17 protein-coding genes are annotated in these 21,292 nt (G+C 70.7%); 4 read left to right on the top strand and 13 right to left on the bottom strand.

Going from position 1 to position 21,292, the window contains the following annotated elements:
- Positions 1-127 precede the first annotated feature (127 nt).
- Positions 128-1,267 (top strand): hypothetical protein, encoded by a 1,140-nt coding sequence (locus tag QSJ33_RS06145; RefSeq protein ID WP_285723685.1) that lies wholly within the window; start codon positions 128-130, stop codon positions 1,265-1,267.
- Between the two features lie 15 nt (positions 1,268-1,282).
- Here QSJ33_RS06145 and QSJ33_RS06150 read toward each other — a convergent pair whose 3' ends face one another.
- The 4 genes from QSJ33_RS06150 to QSJ33_RS06165 all read right to left on the bottom strand — a co-directional run bounded on the left by QSJ33_RS06150 (position 1,283) and on the right by QSJ33_RS06165 (position 6,667).
- Positions 1,283-2,293, bottom strand: coding sequence for an asparaginase (locus tag QSJ33_RS06150; protein WP_285723686.1), 1,011 nt, complete (start codon positions 2,291-2,293; stop codon positions 1,283-1,285).
- A gap of 69 nt (positions 2,294-2,362) precedes the next feature.
- Positions 2,363-2,917 carry an outer membrane beta-barrel protein gene (locus tag QSJ33_RS06155; RefSeq protein WP_285723687.1) on the bottom strand — a complete coding sequence of 185 codons (555 nt, stop codon included), beginning with the start codon at positions 2,915-2,917 and terminating at the stop codon, positions 2,363-2,365.
- Positions 2,918-2,953: 36 nt separating this feature from the next.
- Entirely contained in the window at positions 2,954-5,983 is a 3,030-nt protein-coding gene (locus QSJ33_RS06160; protein WP_285723688.1) for a TonB-dependent receptor, read from the bottom strand.
- A 24-nt stretch (positions 5,984-6,007) separates the two neighbouring features.
- Entirely contained in the window at positions 6,008-6,667 is a 660-nt protein-coding gene (locus QSJ33_RS06165) for a hypothetical protein (RefSeq protein WP_285723689.1), read from the bottom strand.
- 304 nt (positions 6,668-6,971) lie between these two features.
- On the opposite strand from QSJ33_RS06165, the gene QSJ33_RS06170 reads away from it, so the two are divergent.
- Entirely contained in the window at positions 6,972-7,859 is an 888-nt protein-coding gene (locus QSJ33_RS06170) for a YoaK family protein (RefSeq protein ID WP_285723690.1), read from the top strand.
- Positions 7,860-7,872: 13 nt separating this feature from the next.
- On the opposite strand, the gene QSJ33_RS06175 is transcribed toward QSJ33_RS06170, so the two are convergent.
- From QSJ33_RS06175 to QSJ33_RS06190, 4 genes are all read right to left on the bottom strand, one after another.
- Positions 7,873-8,721, bottom strand: a complete 849-nt coding sequence (locus QSJ33_RS06175; protein ID WP_285723691.1) for a MerR family transcriptional regulator — start codon at positions 8,719-8,721, stop codon at positions 7,873-7,875.
- Positions 8,722-8,786: 65 nt separating this feature from the next.
- On the bottom strand, positions 8,787-9,428 hold the full coding sequence (locus QSJ33_RS06180; RefSeq protein ID WP_285723692.1) for a hypothetical protein: 642 nt from the start codon (positions 9,426-9,428) through the stop codon (positions 8,787-8,789).
- A 45-nt stretch (positions 9,429-9,473) separates the two neighbouring features.
- Positions 9,474-10,736 (bottom strand): response regulator, encoded by a 1,263-nt coding sequence (locus tag QSJ33_RS06185; RefSeq protein WP_285723693.1) that lies wholly within the window; start codon positions 10,734-10,736, stop codon positions 9,474-9,476.
- Positions 10,737-10,827: 91 nt separating this feature from the next.
- Positions 10,828-12,147 (bottom strand): hypothetical protein, encoded by a 1,320-nt coding sequence (locus QSJ33_RS06190; protein ID WP_285723694.1) that lies wholly within the window; start codon positions 12,145-12,147, stop codon positions 10,828-10,830.
- A 70-nt stretch (positions 12,148-12,217) separates the two neighbouring features.
- Here QSJ33_RS06190 and QSJ33_RS06195 point away from each other — a divergent pair, with 70 nt between their 5' ends.
- Complete coding sequence (locus QSJ33_RS06195; RefSeq protein WP_285723695.1) at positions 12,218-12,757, top strand: class IV adenylate cyclase; 540 nt, start codon at positions 12,218-12,220, stop codon at positions 12,755-12,757.
- On the opposite strand, the gene QSJ33_RS06200 is transcribed toward QSJ33_RS06195, so the two are convergent.
- Entirely contained in the window at positions 12,741-14,183 is a 1,443-nt protein-coding gene (locus QSJ33_RS06200; protein ID WP_285723696.1) for a PGAP1-like alpha/beta domain-containing protein, read from the bottom strand. The genes QSJ33_RS06195 and QSJ33_RS06200 overlap by 17 nt on opposite strands.
- Positions 14,184-14,340: 157 nt before the next feature.
- Here QSJ33_RS06200 and QSJ33_RS06205 point away from each other — a divergent pair, with 157 nt between their 5' ends.
- Entirely contained in the window at positions 14,341-14,766 is a 426-nt protein-coding gene (locus tag QSJ33_RS06205; RefSeq protein ID WP_285723697.1) for a hypothetical protein, read from the top strand.
- 25 nt (positions 14,767-14,791) lie between these two features.
- On the opposite strand, the gene QSJ33_RS06210 is transcribed toward QSJ33_RS06205, so the two are convergent.
- From QSJ33_RS06210 to mrdA, 4 genes are all read right to left on the bottom strand, one after another.
- Positions 14,792-16,201: a serine/threonine-protein kinase gene (locus QSJ33_RS06210; protein WP_285723698.1), complete on the bottom strand. Its 1,410-nt coding sequence runs from the start codon at positions 16,199-16,201 to the stop codon at positions 14,792-14,794.
- 94 nt (positions 16,202-16,295) lie between these two features.
- Positions 16,296-18,311 (bottom strand): NAD-dependent DNA ligase LigA, encoded by a 2,016-nt coding sequence (gene ligA, locus QSJ33_RS06215; RefSeq protein ID WP_285723699.1) that lies wholly within the window; start codon positions 18,309-18,311, stop codon positions 16,296-16,298.
- Positions 18,311-19,396, bottom strand: coding sequence for a rod shape-determining protein RodA (rodA, locus tag QSJ33_RS06220; RefSeq protein ID WP_285723700.1), 1,086 nt, complete (start codon positions 19,394-19,396; stop codon positions 18,311-18,313). Before rodA ends, ligA begins: the two co-directional genes overlap by 1 nt.
- Positions 19,393-21,291 (bottom strand): penicillin-binding protein 2, encoded by a 1,899-nt coding sequence (gene mrdA / locus QSJ33_RS06225; protein ID WP_285723701.1) that lies wholly within the window; start codon positions 21,289-21,291, stop codon positions 19,393-19,395. Before mrdA ends, rodA begins: the two co-directional genes overlap by 4 nt.
- Position 21,292: the final 1 nt, after the last annotated feature.

Here is a 21,292-nt window from a genome sequence, read left to right on the forward strand (position 1 = left end):
TGCCCCGGGGCGCCCATGCCCCCGCCCCAGGGCCGGGGGGAGAAGGGGAGTATCGTGAAGTCATCCCCCCCGCGGCGACAGCCACCCGCCACGGACGGTGGGCCGCCTCCGAACCGAAGGATGCCTCATGCGCCTGCCCTTCGTCCCTTCCGCCCAGCCCTCCCCGGCCCGGGCCGCCCGCTTCAGGAAGGCGGTCCTCGTCGCGGGATTCGCCAGCCTGCTCCTGGGCCTGGGCGTCCAGCTGGGCTGCGCCGGCGCCAGCGCGGGGGCCTCCCCCTCCCCGACGGATGTGTACGTGGCCGGGGACGAGTCGAACGGACAGGTGCTGGTGGCCAAGTACTGGAAGAACGGCACGGCCGTGGCCCTCACCAATGGCGCCCACAACGCCCGGGCCTTCGCCATCGCCGTCTCGGGCCAGGATGTCTATGTCGCCGGGGGCGAGTCCAACGAGCGGGTGGATGTGGCCATGGTCTGGAAGAACGGGACGCCGGTGGCCCTGACGGACGGGACGAACCAGGCGTTCGCCGTCGGCCTCGCGGTCTCCGGGGCGGATGTCTACGTGACGGGCTACGAATGCGATCCCTCCCGTTACGGCGTGGCCGTGGCCAAGGTCTGGAAGAACGGGGTGCCCACGGCCCTGACCGACGGGAGCGGGATGGCCCAGGCCAATGCCGTCGCCATCGACGGCGCCGATGTCCATGTCGCAGGCTGGGAGTACCAGGTCAACCAGATCGACCCCAGCACCTGGCTGTTCTCCGCCCAGGCGGTCTACTGGAAGAACGGCCTGAAGACCACCCTGACGAATGTCTCCCGGGGCGGCGGGGCCCTGGGGATCACCCTTTCCGGCGGCGATGTCTACGTCTCCGGCAACGAATTCGTCCACGGCCTGGGGATCGCCCATGTGTGGAAGAACGGCCAGGCCACGGCCCTGACCGACGGCAGCCGGGGGGCCGACGCCGCCGGCGTCGCCGTGGCCGATGGCATCGTCTACGCCCCCGGCAGCGAGAACGCCGCCTCCGGCCTCCCCGTGGCCATGCTCTGGAAGGACGCCGCCCCCACGGTCCTCGCAAGCGCCCGGTATCCCTCCTTCGCCAACGGCGTGGCCCTGTCCCCGACCGGGTCGAGCGTCTTTGTGGTGGGCACGGTGTACGGCCCCGCGGCCGCCACCGCCACGTACTGGCAGGACGGCCAGCGGCACGACCTGACCGACGGGACCGCCGACGCCGAGGCCAATGCCATCACCGTGGTCCGGAGGCCCCTCTTCTGAGGCCTCCGTCCCGGGTCAGGACTGGGACCACGCCCCGCCCGGCATGGGCTCTCCCGCCCACGGCACCTCGAAGGCCTCCCGCACCTGGGCCACGCCACCGCCGGCACCCAGCACCAGGCCCAGCTTGGCGAGGGCCGCCCAGCGGGTATGCAGGCCGCCGGAGAGGGCGCCGGCCTTCAGGAGCGCCTGGCCCATCTCGTAGGCCGACAGGTCCACGCCGCCCGCCGGGCACTGGGAGGTGACCACGACGGGGAGGTTCCGGGCCCGGCAGTCGGCCAGCATGGCGCGCAGGTCCACGCGGCCCATGGGCAGGTTGCCGGCCCCGAAGGCTTGGATGAGCACGGCCCGGGCGCCTTCGGGCACCGGGCTCCAGGCCATGCCCGGATGGGGCGTGAGGGTGTGCACCGCCAGGTCCAGGGCCCCGCCCAGGCCCGGGGGCACCTGGCGCAGGAACTGTCCCACCTCGGGGTGGAGCAGGATCTCCGCGCCGATCTCGGCCAGGGGCGGCAGGTTGGGGCTCTGGAAGGCCTCGAACTGGTGGACGCTCAGCTTGTCGGCGGCCACGCCGCGGATCCAGTGGGTTCCGAAGCAGATGCCGATCTCGGGGATGCCCCGGCAGGCCAGGTCCACGGCGTTGATCAGGTTGCCCCGCGCATCGCTGCGCACGAAGGCCAGGGGCCGCTGGCTGCCGGTGAGCACCACGGGCTTGCCCAGGTCCGCCAGCAGGAACCCCAGGCAGGAGGCGGTGAAGGCCATGGTGTCGGTGCCGTGGATGATGACGAAGCCGTCGAAGTCGCGCTCCGCCTTCCGCACGCGGTCCGCCAGCGCCAGGATGTGCGCTGGCTCCAGGCAGGCGGAGTCCTGGTTGAAGGGCACCTCCACCGCGAGCCGTGCCAGCTGGCCCAGCTCCGGCACCTGCTCCTGCAGGTGGTCGAGGAAGCGGCCCGGGGCCAGGGATGCGGGCTCCCCGCTGGGCGCCATGCCCAGGGTGCCGCCGGTGTGGAGGAGGAGGATGCTGCGTGCCATGGGGCCCCCGCTCCACCCTAGCGAAAAAGAGGGAGGGGCCGAAGCCCCTCCCTCGCGGAGGCGGTCCGGCTACTTCCCGAACCGGTAGGTGACGCCCAGGGCCCACCAGGAGGGGTTCAGCACCTTGTTGAACTCCGCCTGGTTGAAGGACAGGGTCCCCCGGACCTGGGGCGTGAAGGCGTATTCCGAGCCGATGCGGTAGCCCAGCTTCACGCCGTTGGTGGCGTTGGCCCCGGTGAAGTTCGCGTCCGTGGCCGTGTTGGTGTTCTGCTTCCACTGGGTGAGGGTGAGGCCCCCGAAGAAGGTCCACCGGTTCACGTCCTGCATGATGTCCAGGCCGCCGTTGACGTGGGGGCGGTTCGCATTCTCCAACCCCGTCTTGTCCTTCCCCCGCAGGGACATGAGGGCGAGATGCAGCCGGGTGTTGAGCCCCGGCTTGAGCTCCGTGCGGAAGGCGAAGCCGACGGAGAAGCCGGCCAGGTTGTTGCTCCGCACCATCTTGTTGAGGTCGGAGTTGCCGATGGTGGCCGTGGCCGTGACCTCGAAGGGGTTCCCCTCGTCCACGGACTGGGCGCAGAGGGGGAGGACCATCAAGGGAAGGGCGATGAGTCGCTTGAGATTCATGGGATCACTCCGTAGGGATTCAGGATCGCTGCGCCGTTACCACTTGATGCCGGTGGAGAAGGCCATGGAACGGCCGCCCACGTAGTCGCTGTAGCCGTAGGTGCCCCAGCCCGTGGCGTTCCCGCCGGCGACGCCGGCCTGGGTGAGGTTCTGCACCTGGTAGCCCGCCAGGGGGTTGGTGGTGGCGAGGCTGGAACCGCTGACGTTCGTGGTGGAGAAGGTGGAGAGCTGCCAGTGGTTGAAGACGTTGAACACCGTCAGTTCCACGAAGTAGCGCACCTTCCGCCAGACGGGGATCTCGGTTCCCAGCTTCAGGTCGAAGTTGTAGATGTCGTTGAACCGCCCGATGCCGCGGGGCCCGTAGTAGCGGTTGTAGGTGCCGTAGGAGGCGTACTGGGAGGCGATGGTGGAGCCGGCCGCCAGGGCGTCGTCGTAGGCCTCGAAGTAGAGATCGCGGGTGAGGCTGTACGGGCTGCCGCCGGTGTAGTTGAACATCAGGGAGGCGTTGAACAGGGCGCCCTGGCTGCTCTTGTTCACGTAGTTCAGGTAGATGCGGGCCCGGTGCTTCACGTCCCCGGAGAGGTAGCCGTAGGGGGCGTAGAAGGTGAAGTCCCGGCCCCGGCTGGCGTGGACGGACTCGAAGTCCCCGATGACGTCGCCGGACACCGGCGGGTTGTTGCCTTCGGATCCCTCGCTGTTGCCCTGGAGGCTGGCCAGGGTGTAGTTGCCGCCCAGGCTCCACTTCTCGTTGAAGCGGCTCAGGAAGTCCACCTCGAAGCTGTTGTAGTCCCGCGTCAGGCGGTCATCCGTGGCCCAGCGCTCGGCGTACACCTGCTTCATGCCGGTGCTGTAGATCAAGGGCACCTGCACCTCGTCGCCGATGGTGTAGAAGTCGTTGAAGAAGTGCTTGCCGGTGCGCTTGGTGTAGGTGAGGTTGATGTACGAGCCGTCCGTGTAGGTGTGGCGCACGGCGAAGCTGGTCTCGTCGTTGATGGGGGCCTTGGTGTTGGTATCCGCGAAGCGGCTGAGGGGCCCGGAGTAGGACCGCAGGGTGGCCGCGCTGACGCTCCAGTTCGCCAGGTTCGTCACCACCGCATAGGGAGCGGCGTTGTTCGCGGCGCCGGCCCAGCCGTAGGACTCGCTGATGGGATTGCCGGCCCGGGTGAAGCGGTTGGTGAAGCTGTCGTTCAGCTTGCCGGCGTAGCGGGCCCAGCTGGCCGTGAACAGCCAGGCCTGGTTCCCCTTGGGATCCCAGCGGACCTGGAACCGGGGGGAGGTGGCGTTGGAGGAGACGGTCTGGGAGCCGAGGGTGTCGGCCGCCTTGGTCTTGTCGAAGCGGAGGCCGCCCATCACCTGCCAGTGGTCGTTGATGGCCAGGGTGTCGTTGAGGTAGTAGCCGTCCGTGTCCGTCTTCGCCACACCCTTGTCCACGCTGTAGAGCAGGACGTAGTTCTGGCTGAAGGCGGTGGCCGAGGTGGACAGGCCCGCCACGCGGTAGGTGCCGTCCGCATTGCGGCCCCACACGAGGAACTGGCGGCCCGTGGGGGACTGGGCGTTGGCGGCCTGGCGGTCCTGGCGCAGGAGCTCGAAGCCGGCCTCCACCGTGTGGGTGCCGAGGAAGGTCCTGGGGCTGAACCAGGTGATGCCTGCGGTGTAGGTCTTGATGTCGCGGTTGTCGCCGCCGTCCGTCTTGTCGAAGATGCCGTTCTGGAAGATGTAGTAGCTGCCGTTGCTGTAGCGGGCCCGGATGGGATCGCCCTGGGCGGGATCGGCGCCGGCGGCCAGCAGCTGGTGCTTCTTGGCGTAGCGGGCCTCCAGGGTGAGGCTGTTGCCCAGCAGGCCGCGGTAGGCCGCGGTGTAGTAGGAGTTCTCGTTCCGCTGGGGCACGAGGGTGGTGGGGTCCGGGCTGGCGACGTAGAACCGGTTCCGCTGGTCCGTCACGTTGCGGTTGCCGGCCAGCTCCACCGAGTGGTTCTCGTTGATGGCGTAGGTCAGCTTCAACTCGTAGAACTGGTTCGACGAGGTGATGTTGAAGGGCATGCCGGTGGTGGCGGGCACGTAGCCCGCGCCCCGGGCGGAGGCCGGCGAATCGCCCGTCTGGAGGCCCGTCACGTCGTTCAGGTTGTTCGGGGTGCTCTGGCTGGGGTCGAGCTTGGTGGAGGCCGCGAACCAGAGCTTGTCCTTCAGGATCGGGCCGCCCACCCAGAGGGTGTAGTTGCGGTTCAGGTCGTCGGTTCCGGGGTTGGGCCGGGCGGTGCTGTTGGGCCGCATGCCCAGGGGCGCGATGGCCGACCAGCTGTTCCGGCTGATGTTCGCCCGGAAGATGCCCGTGAATTCGTTGCCGCCGCTCTTGGTGATGGCGTTGATGATGCCGCCGAGGAAGCCGCCGAACTTGGCGTTCACGGGGCTGGAGATGATCTGGCTCTCGGCGACGGAGTCGTCCACGTAGTAGGTGCGGCCGTCGGTGTTCGCGAATACGTTGTCGGCGATGTCCGTGCCGTTCAGGAGCCAGCGGTTGCCCGTGGTGGGAGCCCCGCGCATCTGGACGCGGTTGCCCATGGTCCCGTTGAGGGCGACGCCCGGCGCCAGGAGGGCCGCGGTGTCCATGCCGCGGGTGAAGCGGGGCAGCACGTCCATCATCTCCGAGGAGATGTTGGTGCTGGTCTTCACGTCGGACTTGTCCACGGAGGCGGCGGCGGCGATCACCTCCACCGTCTTCTCCGCCACCTGGACGGGGGCCATGAGGAGGTCCTGGCGGAGGACCTGGCCCAGGCCCAGGACCACGCCCTCGGCCCTGCCGCCCACGAAGCCGCCCTTGGCGGTCGTGAGGGTGTAGGTTCCGGGCGGGAGGAGGGGGGCGCGGAAGGCGCCGCTGGCGTCGGTGACGACGGTGCGCACGCCCTGGAGGGTGGGCGCCGCGAAGCGGACTTCCACCCCGGCAAGGGGCTCGCCGGCGCGGGTCTTGACGGTGCCCACGATCTGGCCGGTGGACTCCTGGGCCACCAGGGCGGTGCCGGCCAGCGCGAAGGCGAGGAACGAGAGGCTGCGAATCCGGATTGGGTTCATCTCATGCTCCGAGTGGGATCAGGGTTAGAAGCGGACGCCGAAGGCCAGCTCAACCACGGTGCCGTTCTGCTTGCCCGCGGAGGCACCCTCGAACTTGGTCTGGAACACGTTCAGCTCGCCGCTGTACATGTCCGTGAAGCGGTAGCCGATCCCGCCGAGGAGCCCGATAGCCGTCGTCTTCTTCTCGTCCACGGAGTCGATGGCCCGGGTGGCCGTCACCGTCCAGGCCGTGGCGCTGGTCTGGGTGTAGCTGGACGCGGCGCCCGTGTCCGTCTGCTTGGCCTTGTTGAAGCCGATCCGCAGGCCCGCCTGCCAGTACATGCCCTCCGTGAAGGCGTTGCGTCGGTAGAGGGCGCTGGCCTGCCAGCTGCTGCCGTCCACCTTCCGGTCCCGGGTCTCGCCGGTGTAGATCCGGCCGATGGTCGCCGCCGTGGCCGTGGGCAGGACGATGTAGCTCTGCATGGCGTTGGTTCCGGGGAAGAACCGGTAGCCCAGGTCGAAGGCCAGGCAGCTGTCCTTGTCGAGGGCGTAGGTCGCCTCCACGCCCGCACCGAAGTTCTGGGTGGACTGGATCAGGTTGTCCTTCGCGCCCCCGGTGGTGGCGCCGCCGAAGACCTTGTAGGAACCGTCCCATTTTGCCGACTGGGCATGGAGCCCGGCACAGAGGGCGAGCGGGAGCAGCACGAGTCGTGGGATGCAGGAGAGTCTTGCCACTGGGGTGTCCTCCGCGGTGTAGACCGCACTAGCGGGTGGTAGAAATCGCACAGGGGCCGCAAGGGGCCTCTGCGTGTCCAGGTGGGCCATTGAGCCTCACCTCACGAGGGGGGGGTGATTGAGTTGCGTAAATCTACACAAAGGTTCCCGGCCCATCAATTTATTTTTGTTGTGTACAACAACAATTGAGTCCGCCTCTCAATTGATTCGCTAACCTCTTTCTTTGCAGCCAAAATCCCCTTCGTCATGGTTCACTGGTGGAGGCAGTCGACCCATGCGCCGCATCCCCCGCTACCTCCGCGTCATCACCTCCCGCTACCTGGGCAGGCTGCTGAAGGGGCGCCTGGAGGGGAAGCAACTGCAGGCCGCGGTGGAGGCCACCCTGGCCACCCTGCCCTTCCAGGAGAAGCTGCTGGTACGGGAGGGGGCGCTCCGTTCGGAATCCCTGAACCGCCAGCTGGCCTGGGCCATGGCCTTCGTGGCCGGCGCCGTGAACGCCGGCGGGTTCCTGGCCGTCGGCCACTACACCTCGCACATGACCGGCGTGGCCTCCACCATGGCGGACATGATGGCCCTCGGCGACATGGAGACGGCGCTCGCCGCCCTGGCCATGATGCTGAGCTTCATGGCCGGGGCCTTCCTCTGCACCACCCTCATCAGCCTGGGGCAGCGACGCCGCATGCGCAGCCGCTACGCGCTGACCCTAGTGCTGGAGTCAGGCTTCCTCCTGGTCTTCGGACTGATGGGCGCGAGGCTGGAGACGGAGATCCGCTTCACCCTGCCCACCACCGTGATGCTGCTGTGCTTCATCATGGGCATGCACAACGCGGTGACCTCGATCATCTCCGGCGCGGCGGTGCGGACCACCCACATGACGGGCACCGTCACCGACATCGGCATCGAGCTGAGCCGCCTGGCCTACGTGAACCGCCACCAGCGCCCCGGCCGCGAGCGCATCGTGGCCAACCGCCAGAAGTTGATCCTGCTCCTGCTGCTCCTGGTCTCCTTCATCGGCGGCGGCGTCACCGGGGCCCTGGCCTTCAAGCACGTGGGCTACAAGGCCACCATCCCGCTGGCCATCTTCCTCTGCTTCCTGGCCGCGCGGCCCCTGCTCGTGGAGCTGCAACTCCTGCTCCACCGCATCCGGCGGCAGTGGGAGTAGGTCCCGCCCCCGCTCAGATCACATCCAGGCCCACCATGCGTTCCACCCCGTCCACCCGCCGGGTGCGGGCCGCGCCCTGCCCCCCGACGATGAGCCTGCAACCCGGGGGGAGCCGCTCCAGCAGGTCCATCAGCAGGCGGCGCGTGGTCTCGCCGGAACTCTGGATGGAGAGGCTCACGGCCACGCGGTCCACCTTCAGCGTCCGGGCCGCGTGGGCGATGCTCGCCACGGGCAGGTCGACGCCGAGAAGCTCGACCCGCGTCCCGCCCGCGGCGTAGGCCAGGGCGGCCATGAGCAGGCCCAGCCGGTGCCGTTCCCCGGGCAGGGTGGCGAGGAGGACCGAGCCCCGGCCCGGGAGGGGGCGGAAGTCCAGCCGCCGCTCGCGGAGCAGGTCTTCCAGCACCTCGGTGAGCAGGTGCTCCTGGTGGACGCCGATGCTGCCATCCGCCCAGGCCATGCCCACGCGGTCCAGCAGGGGCGCCACCAGCTCCTGGAGGAAGGGTTTCCAGCCCATCCGCTTGAGGGCCTCGTCCAGATGGGCCCGGAGGGCCGGCGTATCCATGGCCACCACCGTCTGGAACACCGGGTCCACCGTGGCCCCGCCCTCCCTGAGCAGCAGGTTCCGCAATTCCCCCTCGCTGGCGCGGGCCACGGCGGAGGGGCGGTGCCCCTGGGCCACGGCCTCGGCCATGAGGCGCAGGCGGTTCAGGTCCTGCCGGTGGTAGCGGCGATGGCCGGAGGGGAGGCGCACGGGCTCGGGGAAGCCGTACCGCCGCTCCCAGACGCGGATGACATCCGCGGAGAGCCCGGTCCCGGCGCAGATGTCGCCGATGCTCAGCAGGTCAGGTTCCACCTTCCCCATGCCCCGCCTCCTCCGGAAAAGGTAGGCCAGGGGCAAAGGATTGTCTACTTATTTTTCTGGTCAATCTAGGCCACCACGGCCGCCTTCACCTCATCGAAACCCTGCTCGCTGGTGCAGCTCACCACGATGGCGCACTGCCCGGGCTGGCTGGGGGGCAGCTGGACTTCGCCGGCGAAGAGCCCCTCCGCATCGGTCCGGCCCGACACCAGGCTGGTGGCCTTCTTCAGGCTGGACACCAGTTTCACGGAGACCTCCGCGCCGGCCACGGGACCCTGGCTGTGGCAGAGCCGGGCCTTCACCCGCAGGCGGAAGGGGCTCCCGAAGACGGGCTTCAGGGCCTGGTCCAGCACCAGCTCCAGGGTGTCCACGTCCCCCTCCTGCTGCAGGAACTCCAGGATGGCCTGGTCCAGGGGACGGTCGTTGAAGGCCTGCTGCTCCAGCAGGTCCGGGGGGGTGAGGTCGTACTTCCCGTTCTTGATGTCGCGGATGACGGCGCGATGCTGCTCGTCCATGCGGCTCTGGACCACGCCCTCGGAGAGGGGCGGGCTGGCCAGCAGGTCCTCGTAGGAGGAGCGGTAGCTGTCCAGGATCTCCCCCCCCACGTAGATCAGGGTCTCGATGCGGGGATTGGCCAGCCCCTTGTCCTCCGTCTGGACGTGGAAGATCCGGTTCCCGTGGCGGACGTCCGTGTTGTAGCCCGTGATCATGGGAGGAATCCGGTACGGAGGGGAGCGGAGGGGCGCATCATGCGCTCAGGAATGCAATCTTCCCGCCAGATCCGGAATCACCTCCCAGGCGATCTCGCGGATGGTCTGGTCGCCCATGCGGGCCACGACGGCCTTCACGAGGGCATCCACCAGCACCGGGTCGCCCAGGATCGCCTGCACCACGGCCTGGGCCTGGGCATCCGCCGGCCCGGGGAGATCCGCGGGGACCTGCCCGGCCACGGCAGGGACCTGCCCGCCCACGGCAGGCTCTGGCGCCACGTGGGCTTCGAAGGCCTCCACCGGTGGGACGTGCGGGGCCAGCAGGGTAGCCACGGGAGCGGCCAGCTCCGGCTCGAAGGGGTTCGCGGCGGGCTCGGGCGCCCCTGCCTGGACGGCCTCCGGGGCCGGGAAGGCGACGGGCAGATCCTCCAGGGGGGCGAGATCCAGGTCCGCGTCCAGGGGCTCCAGTTCCAGTTCCTCCAGCGCCGGCTCGGCGGCGGGGTGCGCCTCCGGCGTCGCGGGCCCAAGGTCCAGCTCCTCCAGGCCCGACAGCGTCACGAGGGTATCGTCCGGGAACGCTTCCGGGGCCTCGAGCGCAGCCGGGGCCCCGGCCTCCACCCCCAGGTCCTGCAGGCTCTCCAGGTCGAGCTCCTCCAGTTCCAGGTGTACCTCGGGGAGCGGTTCCGGGACGCCAGGGGCCGCCACCTCGGGCGTGGCCTCTTCGGGCCAGAGATCGTCGGGGGTGAGCACCAGCAGGTCGTCCTCGGCCTCCGGCGCAGGCATGGGCGGGGCCATCAGCCCGGCCCGGGGCTCAGGCTCCGGCAGGGGGGCGGGCTCGGGGCGGTACTCGGGAAGGGCGGCGTTGGCCCGCTGCACCAGGTCCGCGGCCGGCGTGGCGGGGACGGTGCTGAAGGGCGAGGGGGCGGCGGGCGGCACCACGGGCGTGGCCAGCAGGGCCTTCACCCGGTCGCCCAGTTCCCGCAGCTCGATGGGCTTCTTCAGGAAGCCCTGCACCGGGGCCTTGGCCAGCTTGGAGGGATCCACGGGATCGAGCACGCCCGCCATGAGGGCGATGGGCATGGCGGCGGTGGCCTCGAGGGCCCGGAGGCGCGAGAGCAGCGTCCAGCCGTCCATGCCGGGCATGGCCGTGTCCACCAGGGCCACGTCGAAGCGTTCGCCCCGGCCGATCCGGTCGAGGGCCTCCGCGGCGGAATCGACGCACACCAGTTCCACGTCCGTGGGAGCGAGCAGGGACTCGGCAATCCGGTGGATGCTGGGATTGTCGTCCACGAGGAGGAGGCGCGGCATCGGAAACCTCGGGAAGCCAGGAAGGAAAAAGAAGGCTGGGCACAACGCTACCAGAAATCAGGACTTCGATCGCAACCGAATGGAATCCGGCTCAGGGCCTCAGGACCCTCCGGAGGGTGTGGATGCGCTCCACATCCACGAGCCGCACGAGGACGATGCGGGTGCCCACCCAGACCCAGGCCACGTCCTGCCCCTCCCGCAGGGCCACCTCGGGCCCCGCGGGGAGCCAGCCCTTCACGGAGGCCCGCAGCTCCAGGCCCGTGCGCCATTCCGCTCGGAAGTAGTCCGTCACCGCCTGCCGCTGCCGCTCAGGCGCCAGGCCGGTGTTCCCCCAGCGACGATCCCAGGCATCGAAGGCGCCGCTTCCGGCGCCGCTCCCGACCCAGGCCCAGGCCGCGTCGTAGGCCGGCCAGGGGGGCGCATCCGCGGGTACGGGCGTCCATTCGAGGCTTCCGGCCGGCGTGGTCCGACGGCCCATGCCGCCGTTGGGCAGCGGCTCGGTGAGGGCCATGACCAGGGGCGGATGGGCCACCAGCAGGCCCGGCCCCGCCGCATCCCGATGCCAGCGGCCCCGCTCCAGGCTCCAGGCGGTCCAGCCCAGGGTGTTCGAAACCCAGAGCCGGTCCCCCTTCGGGCACCACAGCCGGTCGCCGGCGTGCCAGGGCAGGACCACCTTCGCACCCGGCAGATCGCGGCCATCGTCCGAGAGGCCCTCGGGCTTCACCGGCCACCCGCGCGGCGGCGGAGGCAGCCCCGGCTCGTCCCAGGCCGCCAGGGTGGATTCGCCGGGATCACCGTCCAGCGGCAGCGCCGTGAGGAGGAGGCGGCCGTCGGCCTTCGGCTCGGAAGGTTCGAAGAAGCCGAAGATCGCCGCGCGGCCGTCCCAGCTGAAGCGGCTCCAGGGCCCCGACTGGGCCGACCAGAGCACCCGTCCCTCGGGCACTTCCAGCAGGCGCGTCTCGAACCGGGCCGGGCCCATCTGCAGCGTCACCAGCAGCCGCGTGCCCCTCACCGGATCGAGGCGCGCCGAGCAGAGGGGCGCATCGAAGCGGTAGTGCCGCCACTCCAGGCCCCGCCAGAGCACCACCTCGCTGACACCCTTCGGGCCGTTCAGGGCCAGGCCCTGGTCCGCCAGGTAGGGCGAGGCGGGTTCCCAGGGCGTGCCGAAACCGCCGGCGTAGGGCCAGGGTTCCGCCTGGTCGGGGTCCACCGTGCCCTGGAAGCGCGGGGCCCAGCCGTCCTCCAGCTGGAAGTCCGTCACGGGATCGTAGGCGCCCAGGCTCATCACCACCGGGGCCTCCGCGGCGGTCACGCCACCGGAGGTGACGGGGCGCGGCGCCTGCACCACCGCGAAGAGCAGCAGCATGGCGGCGATGAAGAGGGTAGCGATGATGTACTTTTGAGGGATCACGGGGCGCGCCGGGTCGTTCCACCATCATGCCCCCATCCGCCCCGGCCGTTCATTCCGAGGAGTGCCCGCCATGACCTCGCCCTCCCCACTGGAGACGGAGCTGAAGCTGCGGATCCCCGCCACGGCCCCCTACCGGCCGCTGCTGATTGCCCTGGGCTTCCGGGAGACGGTGCCCGCCCAGCCCGAATCCAGCGTCCTCTGGGATCGACGCGGGGAACTGCGGGCCGCCGGCTCGGCCCTTCGCCTCCGCCGCTACGCGGGCCGGACGCGACTCACCTGGAAGGGCCCCAAGGTCCCCGATGCGCTGCTGAAGATCCGTCCGGAGCTCGAGACCGGCGTGGAGGATGGCGAGGCCCTGGAGGGCATCCTCCGCGCACTGGGCCTTGAACCGGTGATGGTCCTGGAGAAGGTGCGCGCCGTCTGGTCCCGCGACGAGCTGGTGGCCTGCCTCGACGAGACGCCCTTCGGCTGCTACCTGGAGCTGGAGGGCGATCCCCAGGCCATCCGGAGCGCCATGGAGGGCCTGGGCCTGGCCCCGGATCGGGCCGAGCCCCGGAGCTACCCGGAGCTGTACCAGAGCCAGGGGCTCGGCACTATTCGGCCTCGCTGAAGACGAGGTCCCGCTCCTTCCCGCCCGGCCAGGTGAGGACCAGGGTGCGGTTCAGGATGGAGGGTTCGGTCCGTCCCGCCCCGGCCTTCAGGGCCGCGACGGGCGGCGTGGTGCGGACCGTGTGGACCGCCACGGTGAGGCCCGCCGCCGCGGCGGCCAGGGGCAGGGCCCGCCCCCGGGCGAGGCCCCGGGCTTCGGCGAGGGCCACCGGTGCGCTGCGGTCCCCGGGGAAGGCGGCCGTGAGGAAGTAGGCATCCTCGCCCTGGGCGCTGAGCTGCATGCGCCACAGGCCCGGCTCGGGATGGGCCACGGAAAGGGTGCTCCCGACCGCGCCGGGGAAGGCCTCATCGCCAGTCCCCTCCTCGCCGGGGGCGTCCGGGCGCAGCCGCCCCGGGCGTCCGCCCAGGGGCCGCGAGAAGGCGTGGAGCCGCCCCGAGGGCGAGATGAGGAGGGTCCGGCGGGGTGTGCCGGCCGTTTCCAGCAGCACCCTCAGGAGGGGCTGCCCAGCCTCCACGGGGAAGGTGGCCTCGGCCATGCCTCCCTCCGTGCGGCCGCCCCGGTAGAGGCGGTCCAGGGGAAGGGAGGGTTCGGGCAGCGGGGCCGCAGCCATGGCCGGGGCCGGCGCCGCCATGGGAACTGGCTGGGCAAGGCAAGCCTGGAGGGAGGGCCAGGCGTTGCTCCCCTGCTTGACCTCGGCGTGGTTCCAGCTGCGGGTGAACAGCCGGGCCTGCTGGTAGGGCAGGTCCGTGGCATCCAGGGGCACCACCCCGTCGCTGGACCGGCCGATGGCGATCCCCCCGTACCAGTACGAGCTGAACCAGGGACCGGCCTTGGTCCCCCCGGCGGTGTAGGTGGGCACCACGCGGGAGGCGGCGAGGGCGTCGGTCTGCGCCCGGAAGGCGGCCATGTAGCCCGTCTGCAGCACCCGGTTGCCGTCGTTGCGGGAGCCCAGGAGGTCCGCCAGCCAGCCGGCCCACCAGCTCCAGGCCAGGTCCGCGAGGGGGGTGCCCCGGTGCGGCGTGCCCAGGGTGATGAGGCGCTCCACCTTCCCGGCGGCGCCGTCGTAGACCAGCGCCGTCTGGCCGTCCACCCCGCCCTTGCTGTGGCAGACCAGCACCACGCCGGCCCCCGGGAAGTGCGCCTGCACCTGGTCCACGGCCGTCGCCACCAGCGCGCCGTTGTCCCACATGGTGCGGTCCGGATACACGTCCAAGAAGGCCGTGCGGTAGCCCGCCGCCGCGGCCCTGGCCTCCATGTCGTTGCTGCCGCTCCAGGTGGAGGCATCGCTGTTCCAGCCGTGGACGAAGAGGAGGACCGGCCGGGCGCCGGAGCCCGCCGGCACCGCCCCGTAGCGCAGGTGGCCAGGCGTTCCCGCCGCAAGGGCGGAAGTCAGGCAGAGCACGGCCAGGAGCGATCGGAGTCGCATGGGCACCTCTCGTGGAAGCAGCGGGGGAATCAGCCCAGAAGCATCCGCGGCCGGGCGGCATCCCGCAAGGGGGTCGCCGGTTAATTGATGTTAAGGACGTCCGGCCCGCGCGGCATGATGGGAGAGCCCCGCCCCACCCTCCCGCAAGGGGGATCCCATGCTTCGCGGACGCCGGTCCATCCCGTTCCTCCTGCTGGCCCTGGCCGCCTGCGGCCGCAAGGCCCCGGAGGACCAGGTGCGGGCCGCGTTCGAGGCCTGCCGCACCGCGGTGGAGGCCGGGGATGCGGCCCGCGCCGCGGCCCCCCTGGACGCGGACTTCCGGGGCCCGGAGGGCATGGACCGCGCCACGGCGCGGCTCTTCCTCGCGGGCCTGCTGCGAAGGGAGCGGGTCGGCGTCACCGTGATCCGCAACCAGCTCCGCCGGGACGGCCCGGACATCCTGCAGGAAGTGGACCTGGTCCTCACGGGACGAGGCGGCGGCCTGCTGCCCGAGGAGGCCTCCCGCCGCAGCTTCCTCCTGCGCTGGCGGCAGCGCGGCGGGGACTGGAAGCTGGCGGAGCTCCAGTCCCCCGAGGGCCCCTGAGCCCGGAGGACCGCCCCCCGCCCGGTCAGCCTCCCAGGTAGTCCAGGAACTCGGAATGCTGCTCCACGGGCAGGCGCCCGGCCCGCGCCTCTTCGTCCACCATCTGGCGACACCGGGGCAGCCCGAGGAGGTCATCGCCCGGGATGCCCCGCTGGCGCGCTCCCCGGAGGACCTGCATCAGCGCGTCGAACCGTCCCAGGCGGTAGAGGGTCACGAGGAGCATGGCATGGGTGCGGGCATTGGCCGGGTCCAGGTCCAGCGCCTGCATGAGCTGGAGCCGGGTGGTCTCCAGCACGTCCCGCCGCACCTCCGTGGCAGCCCGCTGGGCTGCGGCGGAGGCCGAGAGCCCGGAACCGGTGCCCCGCTCCGAGGTGAAGGGATCCCGCACGAAATCGGGCTTCGGCACGAAGGCCCGGGGCGCGGTGGAGGGCCTGGGCTGCAGGAGCGGCCTGGCCGTGGGCTTGGCTGCGGGCTTGGCGCCGGGAGCGGGCCGGGGAATGCCCCTGGGCGGCGTGGGCGGTGCCTGGCTGGGGCCTGAAAGCAGGGGCTCCAGGGACGGCTCCGATCCGCGCTTGAGCTTGATGGCCATCGTGGGCCGCTCACGGTCCCAGCGCCAGCCGGCCTCCCGTGCGCAGCGCAGTACTGCCGCCAGGTCTTCCGCCGTCTGGAACCGGTTGGCCGGATCCTTCGCCAGGGCGTGGGCGAGGACGCCCTGGATGTCGCGGCTGATGCCCATGAAGGCCGTGGGCGGCAGCGGCGCGGGCGACTCGTGCAGGAGCCGGTAGATCACGGAGCCGGGGCTGGGACCGTCGAAGGGGGGCACGCCGGCCAGGGCCTCGTAGAGGATCACGCCCACGGCGAAGAGGTCGCTGCGGGCGTCCGGACGGCCGCTCTGGAGGTATTCCGGCGCCATGTAGTTCACCGTGCCGAAGACCGTGCCCTCGTCCGTGGTGTCGGAGTTGAACACCTTGGCCACGCCGAAATCCAGGATCTTCGCCTGGAGGTGCTGGCCGTCCCAGACCACGCGGATGTTGGAGGGCTTGATGTCCCGATGGAGCACCTGGTGCCGGTGGGCCACGGCGAGGCCATCGCAGACCTGGGCCAGCACCTCGAGCACATCCCTCGGGGTGAGCGTGCCCGTGTGCAGGAGCGTGCCCAGCTCCTCGCCCTTCACCAGCTCCATGGCCAGGTAGAGGACACCCTGTTCCTCGCCCATCTCGTGGACGGTGACGATGTTCGGATGATTGAGCAGGCCCGCCGCCCGGGCCTCCATGGCGAAGCGTTCCCGGGCCTCCGGCCCCAGGCTGGCCGAGGCCTGGATGACCTTGATGGCCACTTCCCTGCCGAGGATCGGGTCGCGGCCCACATAGACCTCGCCCATGCTGCCCTGGGCGAGGAGGCGGACGATCTCGAACTTGCCAAGTCGCGTCAGCACGGGCGGATCTCAGGAGAAGGGCTGGAGGGGCATGGTGGCATGATGATCGGCCCTGGTCCTGGGGGCGTCCAGGTTTTTTCGGATCCCGGCGGCATCAGCCACCGAAGCCGCGGAGCCAGGCCTCGTCGCGCACGGGGATGCCCAGGGCCTCGGCCTTCGCCAGCTTGGAGCCCGCCTTCTCCCCGGCCACCAGCAGGGTGGTCTTGGCCGAGACGCTGCCGGTGACCTTGGCGCCGAGCTGCTTCAGCAGGGCCTCGGCCTCCTCCCGGGAGAGGGTCGGCAGGGTCCCCGTGACCACCGCCACCTCGCCGGAGAGGGGCAGGCCGCCGCGATCCCGCTGCGCGGGGGGCGTGGGTGCGATGCCGAGCGCCGCGAGCTGCGCAGGCAGGTCCGGATGGAGGGTGGCAAAGGCCCGCACCGCGGAGGCAACCTTGGGGCCCACCTCCTCCACGGCCTGGAGCCGGGCCTCCTCCGCGACCCAGAGCGCCTCCAGCGAGGGGAAGGCCTCCGCCAGGAGCTCCGCGGTGCGGGCCCCCACCATGGGGATGCCCAGGGCGTGGATCCAGCGGGACAGCGGCTTCCGCCGGGCCGCATCCAGGGCGGCCAGCACGTTCTGGGCGGACTTCTCCGCCATGCGCTCCAGGCCCGCGAGGTAGGCCACCCCGAGCCGCGGCTCCCGCAGGAGGGTGAAGAGGTCCCAGGGTTGGGCGAAGCGGCCCGAGGCCACCAGCTGGTCCACCAGCGCCTCGCCGAGGCCCTCGATGTCCAGGGCCGGCCGTCCCCCGAAGTGGAGCACCCGGGCCGTGAGCTTGGCGGGACATTCCGGGTTGAGGCAGCGGATGGCCACCTCCTCCTCGTCCGACTTGCCCACCTCGCCGCCGCATTCGGGACAGGCCGCGGGGATCTCCGGGGCGGGCAGGTCGCGGGTCGCCTCGCCCGGCACCAGGGCCACCACCTTGGGGATGACCTCCCCGCCCTTCTCGATGAACACCCGGTGGCCCACCCGCAGGCCCAGGCGGGCCAGCTCGTCGGCGTTGTGCAGCGTCGCGCGGCGCACCGTGGAGCCCGCCACCTCCACCGCCTCCAGCTCCGCCACCGGCGTGAGCTTGCCCGTGCGACCCACCTGCCAGGTGATGCCCAGCACGGTGGTGGTGGCCTGCAGCGCCGGGTACTTGAAGGCGATGGCCCAGCGGGGGACGCGGTCCGTCTCGCCCAGGCGTTCCTGGAGGGCGAAGTCCAGCACCTTGATCACCACGCCGTCGGTGTCGAATCCGAGCGTGAGCCGGGCCTCCGCCTGGGTCTCGATGAAGCGGAGCATGTCGTCCAGCGATCCGAAGTCCCGTGCCGGCATGCGCGTGAAGCCCCATTCCTCGAGCTGGGCCATGGCGGCGGCCTGGCCCGCCTCGTGCGGGGACGGCCATGTCTCGTCCCAGATGGCCTGCCAGGGCAGGAAGGAGAGGCGGCGGTCGTACACGGCCTGGCTGTCCAGCAGCTTCATCGTCCCGCTGGCCGCATTGCGGGGGTTGGCGAAGCGGGGCTCCCCCCGCGCATCCCGCTCGCGGTTGAGCTCCTCCCAGCGCTTCCGGGAGAGGAACACCTCCCCGCGCACCGTGAGCCGCTCGGGAACCGTATGGCCTCTCAGGACCTTCGGGATGTCAGCGATGGTCCTCGCATTTTCGGTGACCAGCTCGCCGGTCTCGCCGTCGCCGCGGGTGACGGCCTCCACCAGCTCGCCCTTCTCGTAGCGCAGGGACAGGGACAGGCCGTCCACTTTCAGTTCCGCGGCGTAGCGGGGCTCGGCCTCCGGGGCCAGCTTCCGCCACTTCGCCTCCCAGGCCCGCAGGTCCGCCTCCGAGTAGGCGTTGTCCAGGCTGAGCATGGGAATCGCGTGGCGGCGCTTCTCGAAGCCCTCCACGGGCGGGGCACCCACGCGGCGGGTGGGGCTGTTGGGGTCGGCCAGCTCCGGATGGGCGGCCTCGAGGTCCCGCAGCTCCCGCTCCAGGGCGTCGTACTGGGCGTCCGACAGCACCGGCGCGTCCAGGACGTAGTACCGGTACCGGTGCCTCCGCACCTGCTCGGCCAGTTCGCGCATCCGGTCCCGGAGTTCCATCACTTCACTTTAGCCCGGTGCAGGACGCCCATCACCAGGCCCAGGGCCAGGAAGAAGCTGAGGGTGCTGCTGCCCCCCGCGCTGAAGAAGGGCAGCACCATCCCCTTGTTCGGCAGGGCCCCGGCCACCATGCCCACGTTCACCATGAGGTGCATGGCGAAGATGGCCGCCGCCCCGGCGCAGAAGTAGGCCTCCGCCGAGGTCCGCGCCTGGGAGGCCGCATCGAGGAGGCGGGTGAGGAGCAGGCCGAAGAGGCCCAGGACGAAGAGGACGCCGAGGAAGCCACGCTCCTCGGCCCAGACGCTGAAGGCGAAGTCCGTGGTCTTCACCGGCAGGAAGTTGAGCTGGGTCTGGGAGCCGCTGGTGAAGCCCTTGCCGAAGAGCCCGCCGGAGCCGATGGCGATGCGGCTCTGGTTCACCTGGTAGCCCTTGCCCTGGAGGTCGGCCGAAGGATCCAGGAAGATCATCACCCGCTGCTTCTGGTAGGGCTTCAGCACATGCCTCCACCCGAACACGCCGCCCACGGACACCCCCACCACCAGCAGCAGCACCCAGCGCCACTTCAGGCCCTTCATCAGGGGGATGAGCAGCAGGATGGGCAGGAAGCTGAGGGCCATGCCCAGGTCCGGCTGCTTGAGCACCAGCAGCATGGGGAAGGCCACCAGCCCGGCGCTGCCCAGCAGCTCCCAGCGGCCCACGGTCTCCGGCGCCCGGGTCCCCAGGCGGTAGGAGACGTAGAGCAGGGTGATCCACTTCATCAGCTCGGAGGGCTGGAAGGTCTGGCCCGCGAAGACGAACCAGCGGGTGGCGCCCCCGATCTTCCTTCCCACCACCAGCACGGCGGCCAGGGCCACGAGCCCGAGCAGGTAGGCCGGGAAGCTGATGCGGAGGATCCGGCGGGGGTCCACCGCCGCCAGCAGCACCATGAGCGTGAGGCCGAGGAGGTTCCAGAGCCCCTGCTTGAGCCAGATCCCGGCCTGGGGCGTGTTGCGCCCAGCGGAGTAGAGCGTCAGCGTGCCCAGGGCCATGAGCGCCAGCAGCACCCAGAGCAGGTGCGGATCGAGGGTTCGGAGACGGGCCCTCATGGCGCCTCCGGGGACTGCTGTGGCTGCTCCGGGCTGAAGGGGTCCACCAGCCGGCCGCGGGGCGGCGGCAGGGGATTGGAGAACCGGTCCACGCACCAGTACTTCACGACCTTGGCCGCGATGGGGGCGGCCGCGGTGGACCCGAAGCCCGCATTCTCCACCACCACCGCGAAGGCGATCTGGGGGCGATCGCGGGGAGCGTAGCCCGCGAAGAGGGCGTGATCCTTCAGGTGCTTGGCCTGCCGGGCGTAGTGGGCCTTGTCCACGAAGGTGGCCACCTGGGCCGTGCCGGTCTTGCCCGCGAAGGGGATCTCCTTGGCGATCTCCAACACGAAGGGGTTGGCGGCGGCCGTTCCACTCCGGACCACCTCGGAGAGCCCCTCGTCCAGCACGCTCCAGAGCTTCGGATCGAGCGGCGCGTCCCTGGCGATGGGCGGAGGCGCGGGTTCCAGGGCATTGGTCTGGTCATCCCGGAGGCCCAGGAACAGGTGCGGGGTCAGCAGGCGCCCCTTCGTGGCCAGCAGGGCGTAGAAGCGGGCCAGGGCGATGGGGGTGATCCCCACGGCCCCCTGGCCGATGCCGACGCTGATGGTCTCGCCGGCGTACCACTTGGGGTCCCGCGGCACGGCCTTCCGCTTCCACTCCCGGCTGGGGATCCGCGGGGCCTTCTCCCGGGGCAGGTCGATGCCGGTGGGCACGGTGAGGCCGTACTTCGCCGCCGTGGCGTAGATGTCATCGATGTCGAGGCGCGAGGCCACCTCGTAGAAGTACACGTCGCAGCTCTGGGCGATGGCCTGCACCAGGTTGAGCGCCCCGTGCCCGGTGGGCTTGTCGCAGCGGAAGTCGCGGCCGTAGAAGTTCTTCTTGCCGGAGCAGTAGATCACCGTCTGGGGCGTGATGACGCCCTTCTCCAGGCCCGCCAGGGCGATGAGCAGCTTGAAGGTGGAGCCCGGGGCGTAGATGCCCTGGGTGGCCCGGTTGATCATGGGCCGCGCGGGATTGCGCAGGTAGCGGTCCACCATCTCCTGGCTCAGGCGGTTCAGGAAGAGGTTGGGATCGTACGAGGGGCTGGAGTACATCGCCAGCACCCCGCCGTCACGGAGATCCAGCACCACCGCCGCGCCGGCCTCCTCGCCGAAGGCGTCCTGGAGCACCTTCTGGAGCCCGGCATCAAGGGTGAGGAACACCGTGTGGCCCGGCACCGCATCCACCTGGCCGAAGCTGGCCACCTCCTGGCCCAGCTGGTCCACGAGGATGCGCTTCTGGCCGTCCACGCCCTTCAGCCGGTCGTTGCCGCTGGCCTCGAAGCCGTCCTTCCCGATGGTCTCGCCCAGGTGGTAGAGGCCGGGCTTGGCCTTCATGAGGTCGTCGTCCACCTCCCCGACGTAGCCCAGGACGTGGCCGGCCAGCTCGTCGCCCAGGTACACCCGGCGGGGCGCCACCTCCATGCTGAGGAAGGGGAACCGCGACCGGACCCGCTCCGCCACGGCGATGTCGGCCTCGTCCATGTTCTCCTTCAGCACCAGGGGACTGCCCTTCCCCGCGGCCCGGTAGGCCTGGATCTTCCGGGCCAGGGCCGCCGGATCCATCTGGAGCGCCTGGGCCAGCGCCTCCACCACGTCGGGCTTCGTCGGCAGGTCCTCCCGCTGGATGACCAGGTGCAGGGCCCGGCGGTTGTCCACCAGCCGGTAGCCGTTCCGGTCGAGGATGAGCCCCCGCGGCGCCGGGATGGGTCGCACCTTCACGGCCTGCTGCAGGGCCAGCTGCTTGAATTCGCCATGGCGCACGATCTGCAGCCAGGCGTAGATGGAGCCCAGCACGAGCACCAGGCCCCAGGCCAGGGCGCGGAAGACGCCAAGCCGGCGCTGGAGCAGGACGCGCTGCCGGGGTTCCATC

The sequence above is a fragment of the Geothrix rubra genome, from assembly GCF_030268065.1.
In the GTDB taxonomy this organism is placed as follows: Bacteria; Acidobacteriota; Holophagae; order Holophagales; family Holophagaceae; genus Geothrix; species Geothrix rubra.

What these genes read in the sequence shown, in the direction of transcription:
- QSJ33_RS06145 (WP_285723685.1), top strand. Translation starts at nt 128, where the DNA reads ATGCGCCTGCCCTTCGTCCCTTCCGCCCAGCCCTCCCCGGCCCGGGCC.
- QSJ33_RS06150 (WP_285723686.1), bottom strand. Translation starts at nt 2,293, where the DNA reads ATGGCACGCAGCATCCTCCTCCTCCACACCGGCGGCACCCTGGGCATG.
- QSJ33_RS06155 (WP_285723687.1), bottom strand. Translation starts at nt 2,917, where the DNA reads ATGAATCTCAAGCGACTCATCGCCCTTCCCTTGATGGTCCTCCCCCTC.
- QSJ33_RS06160 (WP_285723688.1), bottom strand. Translation starts at nt 5,983, where the DNA reads ATGAACCCAATCCGGATTCGCAGCCTCTCGTTCCTCGCCTTCGCGCTG.
- QSJ33_RS06170 (WP_285723690.1), top strand. Translation starts at nt 6,972, where the DNA reads ATGCGCCGCATCCCCCGCTACCTCCGCGTCATCACCTCCCGCTACCTG.
- QSJ33_RS06175 (WP_285723691.1), bottom strand. Translation starts at nt 8,721, where the DNA reads ATGGGGAAGGTGGAACCTGACCTGCTGAGCATCGGCGACATCTGCGCC.
- QSJ33_RS06180 (WP_285723692.1), bottom strand. Translation starts at nt 9,428, where the DNA reads ATGATCACGGGCTACAACACGGACGTCCGCCACGGGAACCGGATCTTC.
- QSJ33_RS06185 (WP_285723693.1), bottom strand. Translation starts at nt 10,736, where the DNA reads ATGCCGCGCCTCCTCCTCGTGGACGACAATCCCAGCATCCACCGGATT.
- QSJ33_RS06195 (WP_285723695.1), top strand. Translation starts at nt 12,218, where the DNA reads ATGACCTCGCCCTCCCCACTGGAGACGGAGCTGAAGCTGCGGATCCCC.
- QSJ33_RS06200 (WP_285723696.1), bottom strand. Translation starts at nt 14,183, where the DNA reads ATGCGACTCCGATCGCTCCTGGCCGTGCTCTGCCTGACTTCCGCCCTT.
- QSJ33_RS06205 (WP_285723697.1), top strand. Translation starts at nt 14,341, where the DNA reads ATGCTTCGCGGACGCCGGTCCATCCCGTTCCTCCTGCTGGCCCTGGCC.
- ligA (WP_285723699.1), bottom strand. Translation starts at nt 18,311, where the DNA reads ATGGAACTCCGGGACCGGATGCGCGAACTGGCCGAGCAGGTGCGGAGG.
- rodA (WP_285723700.1), bottom strand. Translation starts at nt 19,396, where the DNA reads ATGAGGGCCCGTCTCCGAACCCTCGATCCGCACCTGCTCTGGGTGCTG.
- mrdA (WP_285723701.1), bottom strand. Translation starts at nt 21,291, where the DNA reads ATGGAACCCCGGCAGCGCGTCCTGCTCCAGCGCCGGCTTGGCGTCTTC.